Source organism: Rhodanobacter sp. C06 (assembly GCF_002001105.1).
In the GTDB taxonomy this organism is placed as follows: domain Bacteria; phylum Pseudomonadota; class Gammaproteobacteria; order Xanthomonadales; family Rhodanobacteraceae; genus Rhodanobacter_A.
Genome location: NZ_MUNP01000065.1, coordinates 1 through 17,871, shown reverse-complemented (window position 1 = coordinate 17,871; position 17,871 = coordinate 1). Strand labels below are relative to the sequence as shown.

At 68.5% G+C, this 17,871-nt stretch carries 16 protein-coding genes and 1 tRNA gene; 8 read left to right on the top strand and 9 right to left on the bottom strand.

What is annotated here, in order from left to right; all coding sequences use genetic code 11:
* The first annotated feature begins 86 nt into the window (after nt 1-86).
* The gene (gene ligB / locus B0E52_RS13985; RefSeq protein ID WP_077484782.1) at nt 87-1,769 is read left to right on the top strand and encodes an NAD-dependent DNA ligase LigB; all 1,683 of its coding nucleotides are present in this window, start codon (nt 87-89) and stop codon (nt 1,767-1,769) included.
* A gap of 103 nt (nt 1,770-1,872) precedes the next feature.
* Here the strand turns inward: ligB and B0E52_RS13980 are convergent, their stop codons facing one another.
* The 6 genes from B0E52_RS13980 to dinG all read right to left on the bottom strand — a co-directional run bounded on the left by B0E52_RS13980 (nt 1,873) and on the right by dinG (nt 6,531).
* Nucleotides 1,873-2,274, bottom strand: a complete 402-nt coding sequence (locus B0E52_RS13980; RefSeq protein WP_077484832.1) for a YchJ family metal-binding protein — start codon at nt 2,272-2,274, stop codon at nt 1,873-1,875.
* A 38-nt stretch (nt 2,275-2,312) separates the two neighbouring features.
* On the bottom strand, nt 2,313-2,909 hold the full coding sequence (locus B0E52_RS13975) for a DUF938 domain-containing protein (RefSeq protein ID WP_077484831.1): 597 nt from the start codon (nt 2,907-2,909) through the stop codon (nt 2,313-2,315).
* Nucleotides 2,910-2,919: 10 nt separating this feature from the next.
* A complete protein-coding gene (locus B0E52_RS13970; RefSeq protein ID WP_077484780.1) occupies nt 2,920-3,117 on the bottom strand; it encodes a hypothetical protein in 198 nt (65 codons plus the stop codon).
* A gap of 97 nt (nt 3,118-3,214) precedes the next feature.
* The gene (locus B0E52_RS13965) at nt 3,215-3,793 is read right to left on the bottom strand and encodes an NnrU family protein (RefSeq protein ID WP_077484778.1); all 579 of its coding nucleotides are present in this window, start codon (nt 3,791-3,793) and stop codon (nt 3,215-3,217) included.
* Between the two features lie 68 nt (nt 3,794-3,861).
* Nucleotides 3,862-4,413 (bottom strand): HutD family protein, encoded by a 552-nt coding sequence (locus B0E52_RS13960; RefSeq protein WP_077484776.1) that lies wholly within the window; start codon nt 4,411-4,413, stop codon nt 3,862-3,864.
* 3 nt (nt 4,414-4,416) lie between these two features.
* Complete coding sequence (gene dinG / locus B0E52_RS13955) at nt 4,417-6,531, bottom strand: ATP-dependent DNA helicase DinG (protein ID WP_077484774.1); 2,115 nt, start codon at nt 6,529-6,531, stop codon at nt 4,417-4,419.
* 194 nt (nt 6,532-6,725) lie between these two features.
* Between dinG and B0E52_RS13950 the strand changes: the two genes are divergently transcribed.
* Nucleotides 6,726-9,677: an EAL domain-containing protein gene (locus B0E52_RS13950; RefSeq protein ID WP_077484772.1), complete on the top strand. Its 2,952-nt coding sequence runs from the start codon at nt 6,726-6,728 to the stop codon at nt 9,675-9,677.
* A 365-nt stretch (nt 9,678-10,042) separates the two neighbouring features.
* Nucleotides 10,043-12,991 carry a GGDEF domain-containing protein gene (locus B0E52_RS13945; RefSeq protein WP_077484770.1) on the top strand — a complete coding sequence of 983 codons (2,949 nt, stop codon included), beginning with the start codon at nt 10,043-10,045 and terminating at the stop codon, nt 12,989-12,991.
* A 30-nt stretch (nt 12,992-13,021) separates the two neighbouring features.
* Here the strand turns inward: B0E52_RS13945 and crp are convergent, their stop codons facing one another.
* Nucleotides 13,022-13,717, bottom strand: coding sequence for a cAMP-activated global transcriptional regulator CRP (gene crp, locus B0E52_RS13940; RefSeq protein ID WP_077484768.1), 696 nt, complete (start codon nt 13,715-13,717; stop codon nt 13,022-13,024).
* A 431-nt stretch (nt 13,718-14,148) separates the two neighbouring features.
* On the opposite strand from crp, the gene speD reads away from it, so the two are divergent.
* Nucleotides 14,149-14,934: an adenosylmethionine decarboxylase gene (speD, locus tag B0E52_RS13935; RefSeq protein ID WP_077484766.1), complete on the top strand. Its 786-nt coding sequence runs from the start codon at nt 14,149-14,151 to the stop codon at nt 14,932-14,934.
* A 36-nt stretch (nt 14,935-14,970) separates the two neighbouring features.
* Complete coding sequence (locus tag B0E52_RS13930) at nt 14,971-15,300, top strand: low molecular weight protein tyrosine phosphatase family protein (protein WP_077484764.1); 330 nt, start codon at nt 14,971-14,973, stop codon at nt 15,298-15,300.
* A 10-nt stretch (nt 15,301-15,310) separates the two neighbouring features.
* On the opposite strand, the gene coq7 is transcribed toward B0E52_RS13930, so the two are convergent.
* Complete coding sequence (coq7, locus tag B0E52_RS13925; protein ID WP_077484762.1) at nt 15,311-15,952, bottom strand: 2-polyprenyl-3-methyl-6-methoxy-1,4-benzoquinone monooxygenase; 642 nt, start codon at nt 15,950-15,952, stop codon at nt 15,311-15,313.
* Between the two features lie 198 nt (nt 15,953-16,150).
* Here coq7 and rplM point away from each other — a divergent pair, with 198 nt between their 5' ends.
* The 3 genes from rplM (at nt 16,151) to B0E52_RS13910 (ending at nt 17,109) form a co-directional block, all read left to right on the top strand.
* Nucleotides 16,151-16,579 (top strand): 50S ribosomal protein L13, encoded by a 429-nt coding sequence (rplM, locus tag B0E52_RS13920; protein WP_077484760.1) that lies wholly within the window; start codon nt 16,151-16,153, stop codon nt 16,577-16,579.
* A 9-nt stretch (nt 16,580-16,588) separates the two neighbouring features.
* Nucleotides 16,589-16,981, top strand: coding sequence for a 30S ribosomal protein S9 (gene rpsI, locus B0E52_RS13915; RefSeq protein ID WP_077484758.1), 393 nt, complete (start codon nt 16,589-16,591; stop codon nt 16,979-16,981).
* 54 nt (nt 16,982-17,035) lie between these two features.
* Nucleotides 17,036-17,109: transfer RNA gene (locus B0E52_RS13910), tRNA-Gln, on the top strand.
* Nucleotides 17,110-17,346: 237 nt separating this feature from the next.
* Here B0E52_RS13910 and B0E52_RS13905 read toward each other — a convergent pair.
* Nucleotides 17,347-17,757 carry a hypothetical protein gene (locus tag B0E52_RS13905; RefSeq protein ID WP_077484756.1) on the bottom strand — a complete coding sequence of 137 codons (411 nt, stop codon included), beginning with the start codon at nt 17,755-17,757 and terminating at the stop codon, nt 17,347-17,349.
* Nucleotides 17,758-17,871: the final 114 nt, after the last annotated feature.

The following is a 17,871-nucleotide window of genomic DNA, read 5'->3' as shown; positions in this document are numbered from 1 at the left end:
CCTACATGCTGGCGCGCGCGAGACTGTCCGACGCCGTGCGGTGGCACGGTTAGCGTCGACGACGCCATCCACGGTGGGAGCGTCACATGCGCACGGTTTGCCTGTTGCTGCTGCTGGTCATGTCGGGTGCCGGTCTCGCGCATGCGGCAGACTGCCCCGGCTGGTCGCCCGAACAGGCCCGCCGGGAGCTGGCTGCGCTGCACGACAGGCTCGACGGCTGGAACCACGCCTATCGGGTCGATGGCCACTCACCGGTGAGCGACGCCGTTTACGACCAGGCCGAGCAGCAGCTTGCGGCGTGGAGCCAGTGCTTCCCCGAGCAGGCGCCAGCGCCGCTGGCGCACCTGGGCGATGCCGGTGGCCGTGTCGGTTCGCCGGTGGCACAAACCGGGCTGTCCAAGTTGCCCGATGCCGCCGCGGTCGAGGCGTGGATGCATGCGCGCGGCAACCGCGACCTGTGGGTGCAGCCCAAGGCGGATGGCGTGGCGGTCACCCTGCTCTACGAACACGGCCGCCTGCGCCAGGCCAGCAGTCGTGGCGACGGCTTGCACGGTTCGGACTGGACCGCGCTGGCGCAGGCCATCGCCGCGATACCCAAGCACCTGCCGCACGCACCGGCCCGCGTGGTGCTGCAGGGCGAACTGGTGTGGCGCCTGCCCGGCCACATGCAGGCCGAGGACGGCGGCGTCAACGCGCGTTCGGCGGTGGCCGGCGCGTTGGCGCGCAACACGCTGGATGCCGCCACCGCCGCGAAGATCGGCCTGTTCGTGTGGGACTGGCCCAGCGGCCCGGCCGACATGCCGTCGCGACTGGCCGGCCTTGCCGCGATGGGCTTCGCCGACAGCGCGGCGCTTGCGCAGCCGGTGGCAAGCCTCGACGAGGTGAAGCGCTGGCGCGAGCAGTGGTATCGCCACGTGTTGCCGTTCGCCGCCGACGGCACGGTGCTGCGCCAGGGCCATCGTCCGGCGGCCGACATCTGGAAGGCACAGCCGCCCGATTGGGCAGTGGCGTGGAAATATCCGGCCGCCTCCGCGCTGGCCGAGGTGCGTGCGGTGAACTTCACCATTGGCCGCAGCGGGCGCATCACACCGGTGCTGGAACTGGCGTCGGTGCAGTTGGACGACCATCGCGTGCAACGCGTCAGCGTGGGTTCCTTCAAGCGCTGGCAGGCGCTGGACATCCGCCCCGGCGACCAGGTCGAGGTGGCGCTGGCGGGGCTCACCATTCCGCGCCTGCAGTCGGTGGCCTGGCGCACCGCGCAACGGGCCGCGGTGGAGGCGCCCGATCCCGCGCGCTACGGCCCGCTGAGTTGCTGGCAGACTGCGCCGGGTTGCGAACAGCAATTCCAGGCGCGACTGGTCTGGCTGGGCGGCCGGCAAGGCTTGCGGCTCAGCGGCGTCAGCGCAGGAACCTGGCAAGCGCTGGTGGATGCCACCCTGGTTCACGGCCTGCTGGACTGGCTGACGCTGACGCCCGAGCAACTCGCCGCGGTGCAGGGTCTGGGTACGAGTCGGGTGACGGCATTGACGCGGACGTTTGCCGATGCACGCGGGCGACCGTTCGGCGACTGGCTGCATGCGCTCGGCGCGCCGGATGACGCGGCGGATGCCGGTGGCGATTGGGCCACGCTGGCGGCGCTGGGCGAAGGCGACTGGCGTGCGCGTGGCGCCAGTGCGGCACATGCCCGGCAACTGGCCACCTTCTTCGCTCATCCGGAGGTGCGTGTTCTGGCCGAACAACTGCGCGTCGCCGGCGTGCGGGGTTTTTAGGTCTGTAGGAGCGCACCCCGGGATCAAGTCCGGGGCAGGCTCTGTGCGCGAATGCTTTGATGCTTCGATCAGAGCGAAAAGCCATCGCGCACAGGGTGCGCTCCTACATCAGCTCGCCGTCGACGTAGTACCAGCGGCCCGCTTCGCGCACGAAGCGGCTGATCTCGTGCTGGCGGTGCGCCCGGCCGCCGCCGAGGCGGTAGCGGGCCACGAATTCCACCACCGCATGCGCATCGTCGATGCACTGCTCGCGGCGCACGTCCAGTCCCAGCCAGGTCGGCGCGGGCTGCTGCGCGGCCAGCCGCAGCGAGGCGGGGCGGGTGTCGGCATGCCAGCTGGCGAGCAGGTAATCCTCGCGCTTGAGCACATAGGCGCTGTAGCGCGAGCGCATCAGTTGCGCGGGGCTGGCGGCGACCACGTTGCCGTCATGCAGCGGGCCGCAGCAGGCGGCGTAGCCGGCGGGATTGCCGCAGGGGCAGGGGGTGAGCGTGTCGATCGCCTTCATGCGGCCTTTGTACCCGGTCCGGCGGCGGTGTGCAGAGTTCAGCGCCGGCCGCGGCGCCACACGCGGCAGCGATTGTTGGCCGGCATAGCCACGTCGTCGACCAGCGCGAAGCCCGCCGCCATGGCCAGCGCGTCCACGGCCTCGGCGTCGCGGATGCCCATGTGCGTGTCGCGCGCCTTCAGCCACTGGTCGAACACGGCATTGCTGTCGCTGGTGTAGCGGCCGCCATGGTTGAACGGGCCGTAGATCGCCAGCCGCGCGCCGTCGGCCACGACGGCCGGCAGCTGCGCGAACAGCGCCTCCACTTCGTGCCAGGCCATGATGTGCAAGGTGTTGGCGCTGAACACCGCGTCGAACGGACCGGATGGCCACGGCCCGGCCACGTCGAGTTGCAGCGGTGCGGGCGTGTTCGGCAACGCTGCCTCGTCCAGCCAGGCGCGGATGCCCGGCAGGTTCTCCGCGCGATCCGAGCATTGCCAGTCCAGCCAAGTCAGGGTGGCGGCGAAATGCACGGCGTGCTGGCCGGTACCGCTGCCGATCTCAAGTACCCGCCGCCGGTCGGCAAAGTGCCGGCGCAGGACCTCGAGGATGGGTTCGCGGTTGCGTTCGCACGAAGGGGCGTGGGGTTTGTCCACGCCCGCGTGGTCAGGCCGGGCGACCACGCAGCGCGCGGGCGGGCAACATCAGCAGTGCGCCGAGGAAGGCGAACACCGCGCCCACGGTGATGCCGACCAGCCGCAGCGGCAGGCAGAGCAGCCACACGATCGGATAGAGCACCAGCGCCAGCAGCGCGAGCGGCCAGCAGAACACCAGCAGCAACAACCAGAGCAGGAAGGCGGCCATGGCACGACCTCACGGGGGATGGGTGACAGCACTTTAGCGCGATCCGCCGCCGCCGCGCAGGTGGCTTTCGGCACATCGGCGGCGTGTCGCCACGAGGCTACATCACCGGCTTCACGCCGATCAGCAGTGCATGCAGCCAGAAGGCGAAGATTGCCCAGACCACCACGCCGATCACCACGGTGATGGCGGTGTCCTTGGCCGTGCCGGGCGGGTATACCGTGCCCTCGCGGCGGTCGCGCCGGCGCGAGGCGAGGAACAGCACGACGGCCCATAGCAGGAAGGCGCCAAACAGCACCACGTCGTGCAGCATGCCGGTGGCGAGCAGATGGCCGAACGCCCACACCTTCACCGCCAGCAGCTGCGGATGGTGCAGGCGCGCCTTGATGTTGTTGCGCGGTGCCCGCCCCGCAATGAACAGCACGAAGGCGACCAGGGTGAACAGCGCATTCAACCGCACCAGCCACGGCAGCGGCGTGTACAGCGGCACGGGATGATGCCGCGCCAGCCCGAAGCCCCAGCAGATCAGCACGAAGCCGACCAGCGACGCCAGCGCGAACAGGCCTTTCCACTTCTTTTCGCCCAGCCGCGCGATCTGCCGCTTGCGCCAGCCGTCGGCGAAGATGCGCAGCGAGTGCACGCCGAGAAACAGCACGAGACCGAGGATCAGCACAGGCATGGCAGGCGACTCCGGGGGCGGTTTGCCGGAGTATAGGCAGCCCGGGCCGGCGCCACGAGTGACGGTCGTCAGGTAACCGCTTCGACGCGCACGGCCAGCGCCAGCGTGTTCTCGTGCAGCACGAGCGCGCCGGAACCGGGGCGCCAGGCGTCGCCGGCCTGCAGCACGCCGTCGCCGGTGTCGATGTGACCGCGCATGCAGTACACCAGCACGATGGCGGCATCGGCTTGCCGCGCACCCGCCGTGCGCCACACCTCGATGCCGCCACGCACTCGGCCGCGGCGCAACATCAGGTTGAAATCGCGGCAGGGGCCGCCGGCCAGTGCCACGTCCACGCCGGCTTCGCCGGGGAACGCAAACGGCACACCGAGCGTGGTGAGTGCGTGCGTGCGACCGTCGTCGAGTTTCATCGTGAAACCGTCGCCGGCCAGCAGGACGATCACGCGGTCGATGCCCGGAAACGCGGAGAACGGCGCGGCGCTCTCCACCTCGGCGACGCTCACCCGCCACAGGAAATCGTCCATGCCCGCGCCGGACGGATGGATGGCCATTTCGCGGGTGCGGCCCAGGCCGTTCTTCCATGGCTTGGCCGGGCAATCGGCGAGGCGGAGGATGCTCATGCGCTATCTCTCGATCACGCGCCGGAATGGCGGCAACGCCCGCAGCATCCCGGCACCGTAGCGCTTGGTGACCACGCGCCGGTCCAGCAGCACGATGCGGCCACTGTCGCTCTCGTTGCGGATCAGGCGGCCGCAGTACTGGGTGAGCAGGCGGGTGGCCTCGGGGATGCTTACCTCGATGAAGGGGTTGCGCCCGCGCGATTCCAGCCATTCCGCGTAGGTGGCGCCCACCGGGTCGGTGGGCACGGCGAACGGCAGCTGGGTGATCACCACGGTCTCGCACAGCTTGCCGGGCAGGTCCAGGCCTTCGCCGAAGCTGGCGAGGCCGAACAGCGTGCTGCCGCGGCCCGATTCAACGTCCGTGATGTGCTCGGCGATCAGCTGCGTCTTGCCCAGCGAGCCCTGCGCGCGCACCTTGCGTACCTTGTCGATGGGCAGGCGCTGCAGCACGCGGTCGAGCTTGGCGCGCGAGGTGAACAGCACTAGGTTGCCGGCGTCCCAGTCGAGGTGTTCGGCCAGCCAGTCGCTGATCGCTTGCGCGTGCTCCTCGCGCGCGTCGGGCAGCGCGTCCATCGCCGGCACTTCGAGTTGCGCCTGCGCGGCGAGGTCGAACGGAGAGGGCAGGCTGAGCGTCACCGCGTCGTCGGGCAGGCCCACGGCGTCGGCGTAGCCGCGGAAGTTGCCGCCCGCGCTCAGCGTGGCGGAGGTCAGCACCACGCCGCTGGCGTTGCCCCACAGCACGTTGCGCAACAGGCCCGCGGCGGACACCGCCGAGGCATGGCAGACCAGTTGCTGGTCGCCGGTGAGCGTGACCCAGCGCGCCAACGGCGGCGCCTGGTCGGGATCGTCCACCGACCAGGCCTGCCAGCAGGCGGCCTGCTTGCCGACGCGCTCCAGTGCGATGCCCAGCTCGCGCGACAACGCTTCCTGGGTGGGGCCGCCATCGGTCATCTCCACCACGGCGCGGCGCACCGCGGCCAGCCAGCGCTGCACTTCGCCGGCCTGCAGGCCGAGCAGGCGCGCGTGTTCCACCCAGGCCTCGGGCAGGCGACCCAGCGAGCCGCGGTACATCGGTTCGCTCTCGGCGGGATCGGGCAGCCAGCCGAGGCGGATTTCCTTTTCCAGCGCCTCCAGTGCGTCGGAAAGTTCCTGCAACTTGGCGTCGCCGGCATCCAGCGAGAGCTTGCCGAGGTTTTCCTTGTCGGTGAGCGAATAGGCTGCATGCACCTGGCGGCCGAGCCGGCTCAGCTGGCGCACCGCGTTGGCGAGATGCACCTCGGCGGCGCCGCGGTCGATCGCCTTGCCGGGAATGTGATGGGCCTCGTCGAACACGTACAGCGTCTCGTCCGGACGCGGCAGGATCACGCCGCCCCATGCCGGATCGGGGCCGCCGTCGCCGTCGCCCGGCATGGTGAGGTCGGCGAGCACCAGGTCCTGGTTCGCCACGATGATGTCGGCGTCATCCACCGCGCGGCGTGCGGCGAAGAACGGGCAGATCATGAACTGGCCGCACTTGCGGTTGGTGCAGCCGCCGGCGCTGGTGGTGAGCATGGGGCGCAAGAGGTCGCTCACCGGTTCGGGCGCGCTGTCCATGTCGCCGTTCCACTCGCCGGCGTCGAAGGCCTGGGCGAGTTTCGACAAGGCCTGCTTGTCGCGCTCGGCGGGTGGCCTGGCCCACAGCGCGAGGTCGGCGTCGAAGCCCGCAAGGCCCATCTGTGTTGAACCGGCGAGGCTGTTGCGCGCCATCGCCAGGTTGCGCGGGCACAGGTAGCGGCCGCGACCCTTGGCCAGTGCCACCTTCGCCACGTGTCCGGAAAGCTGCAGGTACAGCGGGATGTCGCGCTCCACCAGCTGCTCCTGCAGCGCCACCGTGGCGGTGGCGATCAGCAGCTTCTTCTTCTGCGCGCGCGCCACCTCGTGGCCGGCGATCAGGTAGGCCATCGACTTGCCGGTGCCGGTGGGCGCCTCGATCGCCGCGACGCCGCCTGCGCCGGCCAGCGCCTTCGCCACCTCGGCGATCATCTTTCCCTGCGAGGCGCGCGGGCGGAAGCCGGGCAGACCGTCCTTCAGGCGCGAGTAAGCGGCGCGGATGGCGGCCTTGGTAGGGTTAGTGAGCATGCCCGCATTCTACCGGCAATGCGTTTTCGGCCCGATACTTGCATGGCATCCGGGACGGCGGGAGCTCAAGATCAGATGGCTGCTGCCGAAGCCGGGAATGGGGTGAGCCACCATCCCCCCTGGTTTTCCCGACCCACTCGCGTGGGTGAACCGGCGGCCAAGCGGGATCCCTCGAGGCTCCCCACGGAGGCAACATGAACGACCCGCACGCCAGCGTGCCGGTCCATGAAGATGGCGCGATCGCGTTCTGGCTGACCCGACTGGTGCGGGCAGTCGATCCGGGCGACGTCGCGCGCGTGGTGGCGGCGCTTACGCGGGCGCAGCCGGGCTGCGCGGGCGCGCAGGTTGCGTGGCCGCATGTACTGCCGGCACCGGCGCCGGCTTCGCCATCGCTGACGATGGTGCGAAGCCGGCTCGAGCGCGCCGGCCTGCCACATGTGTCGTTCGGCGACGTGATGGCGTTGCGCCTGCTGCCCGAGGGGCGCGCCACGCTGCTGGTGGAGCTGGATCGCGGCGCCGATCAAGGGGCGCTGCTGGCCGCCCTGCACCCCTACCTGCCGCTGATCGCCCAGGCGCTGGAACGCTCGCTGCGGATGTGCGAACTGGAGGACTCGCACCGCCAGCTGAAGCGCTCCGAGTCGCTGCAGCGCGCGCTGTTCGCCATTTCCGACCTGGCCGGCTCCGAGCTGGAGATGGCCGAGGTGCTGCGCCGGCTGCACGGCATCGTCAGTACGCTGATGTATGCGGAGAACTTCTTCATCGTCCGCTGCGACCCTCAGCGGCGCACGATGCGCTTCCTCTACTACGCCGACACCGAGGACACCGATGTGCCGCCGCTGAACGTCGATCATCCGCTGGACGGCGGGCGCGACACGCTCACCTGGCACCTGCTGAGTGGCGGCAAGCCGCTGATGGGAAGCATCGAGGAAATCGGCCGGCAGATCACCGGCGAATTCGCGCCGATCGGTCCCGACGCGCTGGACTGGCTGGGCGTGCCGATGACGCGCGACGGAGAGGTCCATGGTGGCCTGGTGGTGCAGAGTTATCGCCAGGGCATCGGTTACACCGCGGAGGACCGCGCGCTGCTCGAGTTCGTCGGCAACCACGTGCTGACCGCGCTGGAGCGCAAGCAGAGCCGCGACGAACTGGAGGACCGCGTGCGCCGTCGCACGCAGGAGCTGGCCACGGCCAACCTCGACCTGCAGCAGGAAGTGCTCGAGCGGCAGCGCGCCGAACGGCTGCAGGCGGCGCTGTTCCACCTTGCCCAGCTGGCCACCGCAGACATCGACAAGGACGAGTTCTACAGGCGCACCCATGCGGTGGCGGGCGAACTGATCAATGCGGAGAATTTCTTCATCGCGCTGCTTTCGGCCGACCGCCAGAAGCTGGAATTCCCTTACTACGTGGACGCCGGCGTGCGCCGCACGCAGGAGCGCGCGCTCGGGCGTGGCCTGTCCGAGTACGTGTTGCGCAGCGGCCGGCCGCTGCTGGCCCTGGAAGAGGACCTGGCGGCGCTGGCCGCGCGAGGCGAGATCGACCCGGAGCGCATCGGCCGTCCGGCGGTGTGCTGGCTGGGCGTGCCGCTGCAGGTCGCCGAGGAAGTGATCGGCCTGGTCGCGGTGCAGAGTTATACGCCGTCGGTCACCTACGATCAGGCCGACCGGGAGCTGCTCAGCTTCGCCGCGCTGCAGATCGCCAACAGCATCCACCGCCGCCGCGCCGCCGTATCGCTGCAGCACGCTTACGCAGAGCTGGAACAGCGCGTGGCCGAACGTACCAAGGAGTTGCGCCAGGAAATCGCCGAGCGCGAGCGCGTCGAGGAGCAGCTGAAGCACGAGGTGATGCACGACGCGCTGACCGGCCTGCCCAACCGCAGCCTGCTGCGCGACCGGCTGGAACGCATGCTGATCACGTTGCAGCGCGAGCCGGAGCGCCGCTGCGCGCTGCTCTACCTGGACGTGGACCGCTTCAAGGTCATCAACGACAGCCTGGGCCACCTGGCCGGCGACATCTTTCTGAAGGAGATCGCATACCGTCTGCGCAGCTGCGTGCGAGAGCCGGACGTGGTGGCCCGCCTGTCCGGCGACGAGTTTGCCATCCTGCTGGAGGAGGTGGCCTCGCCCGACGCCGCCACGGCGGTGGCCAGGCGCGTGCTGGACGCACTGGAGGCACCCATGCAGCTGGCCGGTCGCGACCTGGCGCCTTCGGGCAGCATGGGCATCGCCATCGGTGGAGGCGCCTACCTGAGCGCCGACGAGCTGCTCCGCGACGCCGACACCGCGCTGTATCGCGCGAAGGAAGGCGGTCGCAAGCGCTACGAGTTGTTCGACGAGACGCTGGCCCGGAATGCGGTGGACGAACTGGCGCTGGAGGTCGAGCTGCGCCACGCCCTGCTGCATGGCGAGTTCGTGCCGTACTACCAGCCGATCTTCCGGCTCGACAACGGCGACGTAGTCGGCCACGAGGCCCTGCTGCGCTGGAACCACCCGCGACGCGGCCTGCTGCTGCCCGGCGATTTCGTGCGCGTCGCGCAGGACTGCGGCCAGCTCGAGGCGATCGACTGGCAGCTGTTCAGCCAGGCCTGCGAGCGCATGGCGCAGCCGGACGCCGGTACGGGCTTCGTGACGATCAATGTCTCGCCGCAGCACCTGCGCCATGCGCATTTCGATCGCCGGCTGCTGCAGTTGCTCGGGCGCAGCGGGCTGCCACCCGCGCGGCTGCTGATCGAGCTGACCGAAGGTGCGCTGCTGGAGGACCCGGTGCTGGTGCGTGCCACGCTGGAGCGCCTGCGGGCCACGGGTGTGCAGGCGGCGCTGGACGATTTCGGCACCGGCTATTCCTCGTTGAGCTACCTGCACTCGCTGCCGCTGGGCAAGCTGAAGATCGACCAGGTGTTCGTGCGCGAACTGGACGCCGCCGGTGGCGCCGGTGCCGACACCGTGGTGTCGGCCGTCCTCGCACTGGCCCGCGCACTCGGCATCGGCGTGATCGCCGAGGGCATCGAGACCGAGGCGCAGCGCGATGCGCTGCTGGCGATGGGTTGCGAGTTCGGGCAGGGTTTCCTGCTGGGGCGACCGGGCCCGTTGCCCCGGCGCGCCACGGTCGACCTGGCCACGGTGCAGCAGGACGCACCGGGGCACGCCTAGCGTGTGCCGCGCACCACGATGGTCTTGCCGGACACGTCGATCATGCCCTGCTCCTCTAGCTGTTCGTGCAGCGCCACGGCGGTGGTGGCGACCAACAGATTCTTTTTCTGCGCGAGCCACCTTGACCGGCCAGCGCCTTCGCCTCCTCGGCGATTATCCATCCCTGCGAGGCGCGCGGGCGAAGGTCGGGGAGGTCGTCTGTCAGGCGCCAGCAGGCTGTGTGGAGACGGCCTTGGTGGTGCCGGCGGACCCGTGAGGATCCAGATCGAAACCCTCATTCCTGGCGGCCAGGCAGTGCCCGGGGCGGATGCTGTGCGCTGCCGCGGTCGCGCGCTACCATCGGTCAGGGGGAAACCATCGGCGCCATGAACCAGTTCGGCAGGTCGCATGTCACGATTCCGGACGAAACCGACCAGCTGGCTTGGCTGGGCCGGCTGATCGGCGCGTCCACGCCGCAGGCGGTGGGCGAACTGGTGGTGGAACTGGCCCGTGGCTGCGTGGGCTGTCGCGATGCCCGCCTGCTGTGGCTCGAGCGGGGCGAGTGCCGTGCCGCGGACGGCCCCGTCGACGCGCCTGCGCGGGCGCGAATGCTGGCGCTGCTGCGCGACGAGGAGGCCGCGTCGACGGCCGTCGACGGCGAACTCGCGATCTGGCTGGCGCCGGACGTGCCCGCCGTGCTGTTGCTGGCGCCGGAGGACGCGGCAGTCGCCACGCGGCTGGCCGCGGCGCTGGAACCTTGCCTGGTGCTGGCCGGTCGCCAACTGCAGCAGTTGCTGGCGCTGGCCGAGCTGCACGGCTCGCATCGCCAGTTGGAACGCTCGGAAAACCTGCAGCGCGCCCTGTTCGCGATCTCCGACCTGGCCGGTGCCGATCTCGACATGCCCGAGCTGTTGCGCGGTATCCACGCCATCGTCGGCACGCTGATGTACGCCGAGAACTTCTACATCGTGCGGCACGACCCCGAGCGCGGCACGCTGCGTTTCCTGTACTACGCCGACTCGGTGGATGCCGAAGGTCCCGACATCGCTCGCGAGGAGCCGCTGGAGGAGCGGCGCGGCCAGCTCACCTGGTATCTGCTGACCCGTGGGCAGCCATTGATGGGTAGCGCCGAGCAACTGGCTGCCCAGATCGGTGGCCCGTTGCAGGTGATCGGCCCGGACAGCGTGGACTGGCTGGGCGTGCCGATGCTGCGCGAAGGGCGCGTGCATGGTGCGCTGGTGGTGCAGAGCTATCGCCAAGGCGTGGGCTATTCCGACGAGGACCGCGCGGTGCTGGGCTTCGTCGCCGCGCACGTGCTCACCGCGCTGGAGCGCAAGCAGAGCAAGGACGAGCTGGAACGCCGGGTACTGCGGCGCACCCGCGAACTCGCCGCCGCCAACCGCGAGCTGCAGCAGGAAGTGCTGGAGCGCCAGCGCGCCGAACGCCTGCAGTCGGTGCTGTTCCGGCTGGCCGAACTGGCCACCGCCGACCTCGACGAGAAGGCGTTCTACCAGCACGTGCACGCGGAGGTGGGCAGCCTGCTGGACGCCTCGAATTTCTACATCGCCCTGCTGGACGAGCAGCGGCAGCGGTTGGATTTTCCGTATTACGTGGACGCCGGTGTACAGAGTGCCTTCAGCCTGCCGCTGGAACGCAGTCTCACCGCCTACGTGCTGCGCACCGGCCGGCCGTGGCTGGGCAGTCGGCATGAGCTGGACGCCTTGGCGCAAGCGGGCGAGGTGGTGCCCCACCACATCGGCACGCCGTCCGCCTGCTGGCTCGGCGTGCCGCTTCGCGCGGGCGACGCGGTGATCGGCGTGGTCGCCGTGCAGGGCTATGGCGACGAGATGCGCTTCGGCGCGGCCGACCAGGAACTGCTGGGCTTCGCCGCGCTGCAGATTGCCAACAGCATCCACCGCCGCCGTGCCGCCACCGACCTGCTGCAGGCCAACCTGCAGCTGGAGCACCGGGTGGAGGCGCGCACCCGCGAGTTGCGCGAGCAGATCGCCGAGCGCGAGCAGATCCAGCGGCAATTGCGCCACGAGGTGATGCACGACCCGCTTACCGGCCTGCCCAACCGCGGCTTCCTGCGCGAGCGGTTGGGCGAGCGGCTGGCGCGGCAGCCGTCGGGCGCACTGCCTTGCGCGCTGCTCTATCTGGATGTGGACCGCTTCAAGGTGATCAACGACAGCCTCGGCCACCTGGCCGGCGATGCCTTCCTGCAGGCGACCGCGAGCCGCCTGCGCGCCTGCGTGCACGAACCGGACGTGGTGGCGCGGCTGGCCGGCGACGAGTTCGCGGTCCTGCTGGATGCGGTCGCCGAGCCGGCCGTCGCCGAGCGCATGGCGCAGGGCGTGCTGCAAGCCCTGCACCAGCCGCTGTCGATCGGCGGCCGCGAGCTGCAGCCCTCCGCCAGCGTGGGCATCGCGATCGGCAACGAGCGCCACGTGCAGGCCGACGCGCTGCTGCGCGACGCCGACATCGCCCTGTACCGCGCCAAGCAGCTGGGACGCGGCCGCCACGTGATGTTCGACGAGACGCTGGCCCGCAATGCGGTGGACGAGCTGGCGCTGGAGGTCGAGCTGCACCATGCCTTGCAGCACGGCGAGTTCGTGCCGCACTACCAGCCGATCTTCCGGCTCGACAACGGCGCGGTGGTCGGCCACGAGGCGTTGCTGCGTTGGAACCATCCGCGGCGTGGCCTGCTGCTGCCCGACGATTTCGTGCGCATCGCGCAGGACTGCGGCCAGCTCGAGGCGATCGACTGGCAGCTCTACGAAGAGGTCTGCGCACGCATGGCGCGGCCGGATGCCGGTGCGGGTTTCGTGACGATCAATGTCTCGCCACAGCACCTGCGCCATGCGCATTTCGACCGCCGGCTGCTGCAACTGCTCGAACGCAGCGGCTTGCCGCCCACGCGGCTGCTGATCGAGCTGACCGAAGGCGCGCTACTGGACGATCCGGAACAGGTGCGCACCATCCTGGAGCGCCTGCGCGCCGCAGGCGTGCTGACGGCGCTGGACGATTTCGGCACCGGCTATTCCTCGCTGAGCTACCTGCACTCGCTGCCGCTGGGCAAGCTGAAGATCGACCGGATCTTCGTGCGCGAGCTGGATGCGGTCGGCGGCGCCGGCACCGACTCGGTGGTGGCGGCGATCCTCGCGCTGGCCCGCACGCTGGGCATCAGCGTGATTGCCGAAGGTGTCGAAACCGCGAGGCAGCGCATGTCGCTGCTGGCGATGGGCTGCGAATTCGGACAGGGCTTCATGCTTGGCCGGCCGGAGCCGTCGCCCTGCCTTCCCGCGGCCGCCGCGGGCGCGGCAAGGCAGCGGTGATGCGGCTCGCCCGCCGGCGGGCGTGATGGCCTAGCGCGTGCCGCGAACCACGATGGTCTTGCCGGACACGTCGATCATGCCCTGCTCCTCCAGCTGCTTGAGCACGCGGCCGACCATCTCGCGCGAACAGCCCACGATGCGGCTGACTTCCTGGCGCGAGATCCGGATCTGGGTGCCTTCCGGGTGGGTCATCGCGTCCGGCTCGTCGCACAGGTCGAGCAGGGTGCGCGAGATGCGGCTGGTGACGTCCATGAACGCCATCCGGCTCACCTGGCGCGAGGTGCGCAGCAGGCGGTTGGTGAGCTGGGAGCCGATCGCGAACAGGATCTTCGGGCATTCCTCCTGTAACGGGCCCTTCATCAGCTGGAACAGGCGCTCGTAGCTGATCTCGGCCATCTCGCACACGGTGCGCGTGCGCACCACCGACTCGCGCTGGGACTGCTCCACGAACAAGCCCATCTCGCCGATGAACTGGCCGCGGTTGATGTAGGCGAGGATCAGCTCGCGGCCCTGCTCGTCCTCGGTGCACACCGCGAGCGAGCCGTCGATGACGTAGTACAGCGTGTTGGCCGGGTCGCCGGGGCGGATGATCGCGGTCTTGCTCGGGTAGCGGCGGCGATGGCAGAGCGCGAGGAAGCGTTCCATCGAGGCCGGGTCCGGCGCGAAGGCGAGTGGCGCCTGGGAACGTTCGAAGGCCTGCTGAAGCTGGTATTTGAGTAGCGCCACGGTGTCTGGTTCCCCTTGAATGGTGGCCCTGCGAGCCTTCCATGGGCCGACGGGCTGCATCGATCAGCTGGCTGTCGCACGCCGTTGCCGGCGGCGGGTTCACGCGGGACGCACGCAAGCGATGGAAACTTGCGCGGCATCCGGCAGGTCATCGTTGCGCTCGGGGCTGGCCTTGGCGAGCGCCCCGGCTTGCCGCGAGTTCGGCCCCGACCCTCCCCGATCCCCCATTATGGCAAACCCGGATGAATTGACGCAGGTTCAGTTTTTCCCGATTTTGCCCCATACTTCGCAGTCTTTCGCCCTCGGCCCATGGCCGCGGGCCGTTCGCCGGGTCGCGGGAGACAAGGGTCCCCGCCACCCGAATTCCCGCGGGGACCCTTGGTGCTAACCCGCCTCATCTGCTGACCGTGATCCGGTCATGGAGAGTCGCCGTGGTCAAGCCGCTTCCGCGCCTGCGCCTGCAGGGCTTCAACAACCTCACCAAGGCCCTGAGCTTCAACATCTACGACATCTGCTACGCGGTGTCGGAAGAGCAGCGCCAGCGCTACATCGAATACATCGACGAACAATACGACGCCGATCGCCTCACCCAGATCCTCACCGACGTGGCCGAGATCATCGGCGCGAACATCCTGAACGTGGCCCGCCAGGATTACGATCCGCAGGGCGCCTCGGTGACCATCCTGATCTCCGAGGAGCCCATCGTCGAGAAGCTGGGCCGCGACTCCATCGCCGGCGCGGTGGTGGCGCACATGGACAAGAGCCACATCACCGTCCACACCTACCCCGAGACGCACCCCCACAACGGCATCGCCACCTTCCGCGCCGACATCGACGTGGCCACCTGCGGCGTGATCTCCCCGCTGAAGGCGCTGAACTACCTGATCGACAGCTTCGAGTCGGACATCGTGGTGTGCGACTACCGCGTGCGCGGCTTCACCCGCGACGTGAAGGGCAAGAAGCACTTCATCGACCACAAGATCAACTCGGTGCAGGACTACCTGGCGCGGCACATCCGCCAGAAGTACGAGATGTTCGACGTCAACGTGTACCAGGAAAACATGTTCCACACGAAGATGCACATCAAGGACTTCGACCTCGACACCTACCTGTTCGAGGCCCACGCCGACGATCTCTCGTTCAAGGAACGCCAGCGCATCGAGTCGCTGCTGCGCCGGGAGATCGAGGAGCTGTTCCACGGCCGCAACCTGATGTGACGAAAAGCCCGCCGAAAGGCGGGCTTTTCCTTGTCCATGGCGCTGCGCGTTCTATTCGTCTGCAGTCGTAATCGCCTGCGCAGTCCCTCGGCGGAGGCTGTGTTCGCCAGCGTGCCCGGCGTGGAAACGGATTCCGCCGGCTTGGCGCCTGACGCAGAGGCGATACTCGATGCGGCGCAGGTGGACTGGGCCGGCCTCATCGTGGTCATGGAGCGCCAGCACAAGGTGCGGCTGGTGCGGAAGTTCGGCGCCCAGCTCAAGGGCAGGCGGGTGGTGTGCCTCGATATCCCGGATCGTTACGGCTACATGCAGCCTGAACTGGTGGCGTTGCTGGAGCGGAAGGTCGGTCCGTTGCTTGCCGGTTGAGCGGCGGGCTTCAAACCCGATACGCCACCGTCTTCATCACCATCGAACTGGCCTGCATCAGTTGCGGGATCGGGAACGGCAGGGCTATGCCGCCGCGCGCCTGCGCGGCCTGCGCGTGGCGCACCTCGTCGGCCTGCATCTGCGCGAGCACGACGCGCGAACGTTCGTCCTGCGCGGGCAGTCGTTCCAGATGCTCGGCCAGGTGCGCTTCCACCTGGCGCTCGGTTTCCACCACGAAGCCCAGGCTCACCGCGTCGCCGACCAGTGCGGCCAGCGCACCGATCGCGTAGCTGCCCGCGTACCACAGCGGGTTGAGCAGGCTGGGGCGGCTGTCCAGTTCCTGCAGCCGCTCGCCGCACCAGGCGAGGTGGTCGGTTTCCTCGGCGGCGGCGTGCAGCAGGTGTTCGCGGTTCTCCGCGTGGCGCGCAAACGCGGCCTGGCCGTCATACAGCGCCTGCGCGCAGACCTCGCCGGTGTGGTTCACGCGCATCAGGCCGGCGGCGTGGCGGCGCTCGGCGTCGTCCAGTTCTGCGTGGACGACACCGTGCGCGGGCGAGGGGCGATTCGCCTCCGGCGCGCCGGCCACCGTCTCCAGTGCGCGTTCGATGCCGGCCAGCAGGCGGTCCAGCGGGCTGAGCGTGCGGGCATTCATGGGCGATCCTCCGGTGACGGGCGGCGACGCAGGTTCGGGGACTATGCAAGCGTCGGGCGCCGCATGCTATCATTGCCAGCTCACAGGCCACCTGTCGGTGGACTTGCGCCAGTGATGACGGCTCCGCTATCATCTCGCGCCTTTGCTTCACCGATTATTGTGCAACCGCCCTCGCCGGCGGCAGACGGGTATCTCGAAATGAAAACTTTCAGCGCCAAGGCAGAAAGCGTCAAGCGCGACTGGTTCGTGGTCGACGCCACGAACAAGACGCTCGGTCGCCTGTCGACCGAAATCGCGCGTCGCCTGCGCGGCAAGCACAAGCCGGAATACACCCCGCATTGCGACACCGGCGACTACATCGTCGTGGTCAACGCGCAGAAGGTACACGTCACCGGCGCGAAGCTGGACGACAAGATGTATCACCGCTTCACCGGTTACGTCGGCAACCTGAAGACCACCAGTCTGAGGGACCTGCTGGCCGCCCATCCGGAGCGCGTGATCGAGATCGCCGTCAAGGGCATGCTGCCGAAGAACGCGCTGGGCCGCGAGATGTATCGCAAGCTCAAGGTGTACGGCGGCGCCGAGCATCCGCATGCTGCGCAGCAGCCCCAGGCGCTGGAAGTTTAAGGAACCATCATGGCGATTCAGCAGAATTACGGCACCGGCCGCCGCAAGACCTCCGCCGCCCGCGTGTTCCTGCGCAAGGGCACCGGCGCGATCGAAGTCAACGGCAAGACGCTTGACCAGTTCTTCGGTCGCGAGACCTCGCGCATGATCGTGCGCCAGCCGCTCGAACTGACCCAGAACACCGATAAGTTCGACATCAAGGTCACCGTCGAAGGCGGCGGCATCACCGGCCAGGCCGGCGCGATCCGTCTCGGCATCGCCCGCGCGCTGATCGAGTACGACGAAAGCCTTAAGTCGTCGCTGCGCAAGGCCGGCTTCGTGACCCGCGACGCCCGCGAGGTCGAGCGCAAGAAGGTCGGCTTGCACAAAGCCCGCCGCGCCACCCAGTTCTCGAAGCGCTAACCGCGCTTCGACGTGCGGCGCTCCAGGTCAGAGCGCGCCGCCACGTCCGGGTTTAGGGAGATCGTCTAACGGTAGGACAACAGACTCTGACTCTGTTTATCTAGGTTCGAATCCTAGTCTCCCTGCCATACGCAAAAAGCCCGCCGCAAGGCGGGCTTTTTGCGTATGGCAGGGAGACTTCCCGGACTTGAACCTGTGTTCGACAATTTTGCCAGGAGCAAAATTGGACAGCGCGCAGCGCTGGCCCCGTAGCGCGCAGCGCGGAGGGGTGAGCCCCATGGATGGGGCGAACAATCCTAGTTGGTCAATTGGCCTCGCTGCCTAAGACTTAATTGACCGGTGCCGCGAGATGGTGCCGGCTTGACCTACCACTCTTCGCCCGTTTCCCCGAAGTGTTTCTTTGCGCTCCAGCGCTCAAACTCGTCATACATTCCATCGTCTGCAAACGCGGCGTAGTTGTCACCGTATTTTTTCGACAGAAACGTATGGCTGGCCGCGTCACTGTTCCTCTGCTTGCGATGACTGTTGACTCGCTCTGCGCGGAGTGCGTCGGCAATTGGATGACACTCGGCATGACACAGAACCTGTAGGTCGCTTGGTCGCTCATTGCCAAGTCTGTCGTAGTTGAGGTGGTGGACATCCAATTCCCCGGGGTGAAACACCTTCTTGCATCTTTGACAGGTGAAGTTGGCGTACTTCTTCATGGCAGCCGAGATGTTGTGCCATTTGGCGGAGTGCAAGTACTTCTCGTAGTTGATGGGTCGCGAAGAAGTCATGTGTGATGCCCTTTCGATTGGAGCAGATTCCATTGAAGTTGCCTCACCTCATCAGACGTCCTAGCCCTCACACCAACACCGTCGCCACCCCAAACCCCACCGCCATCACCACCC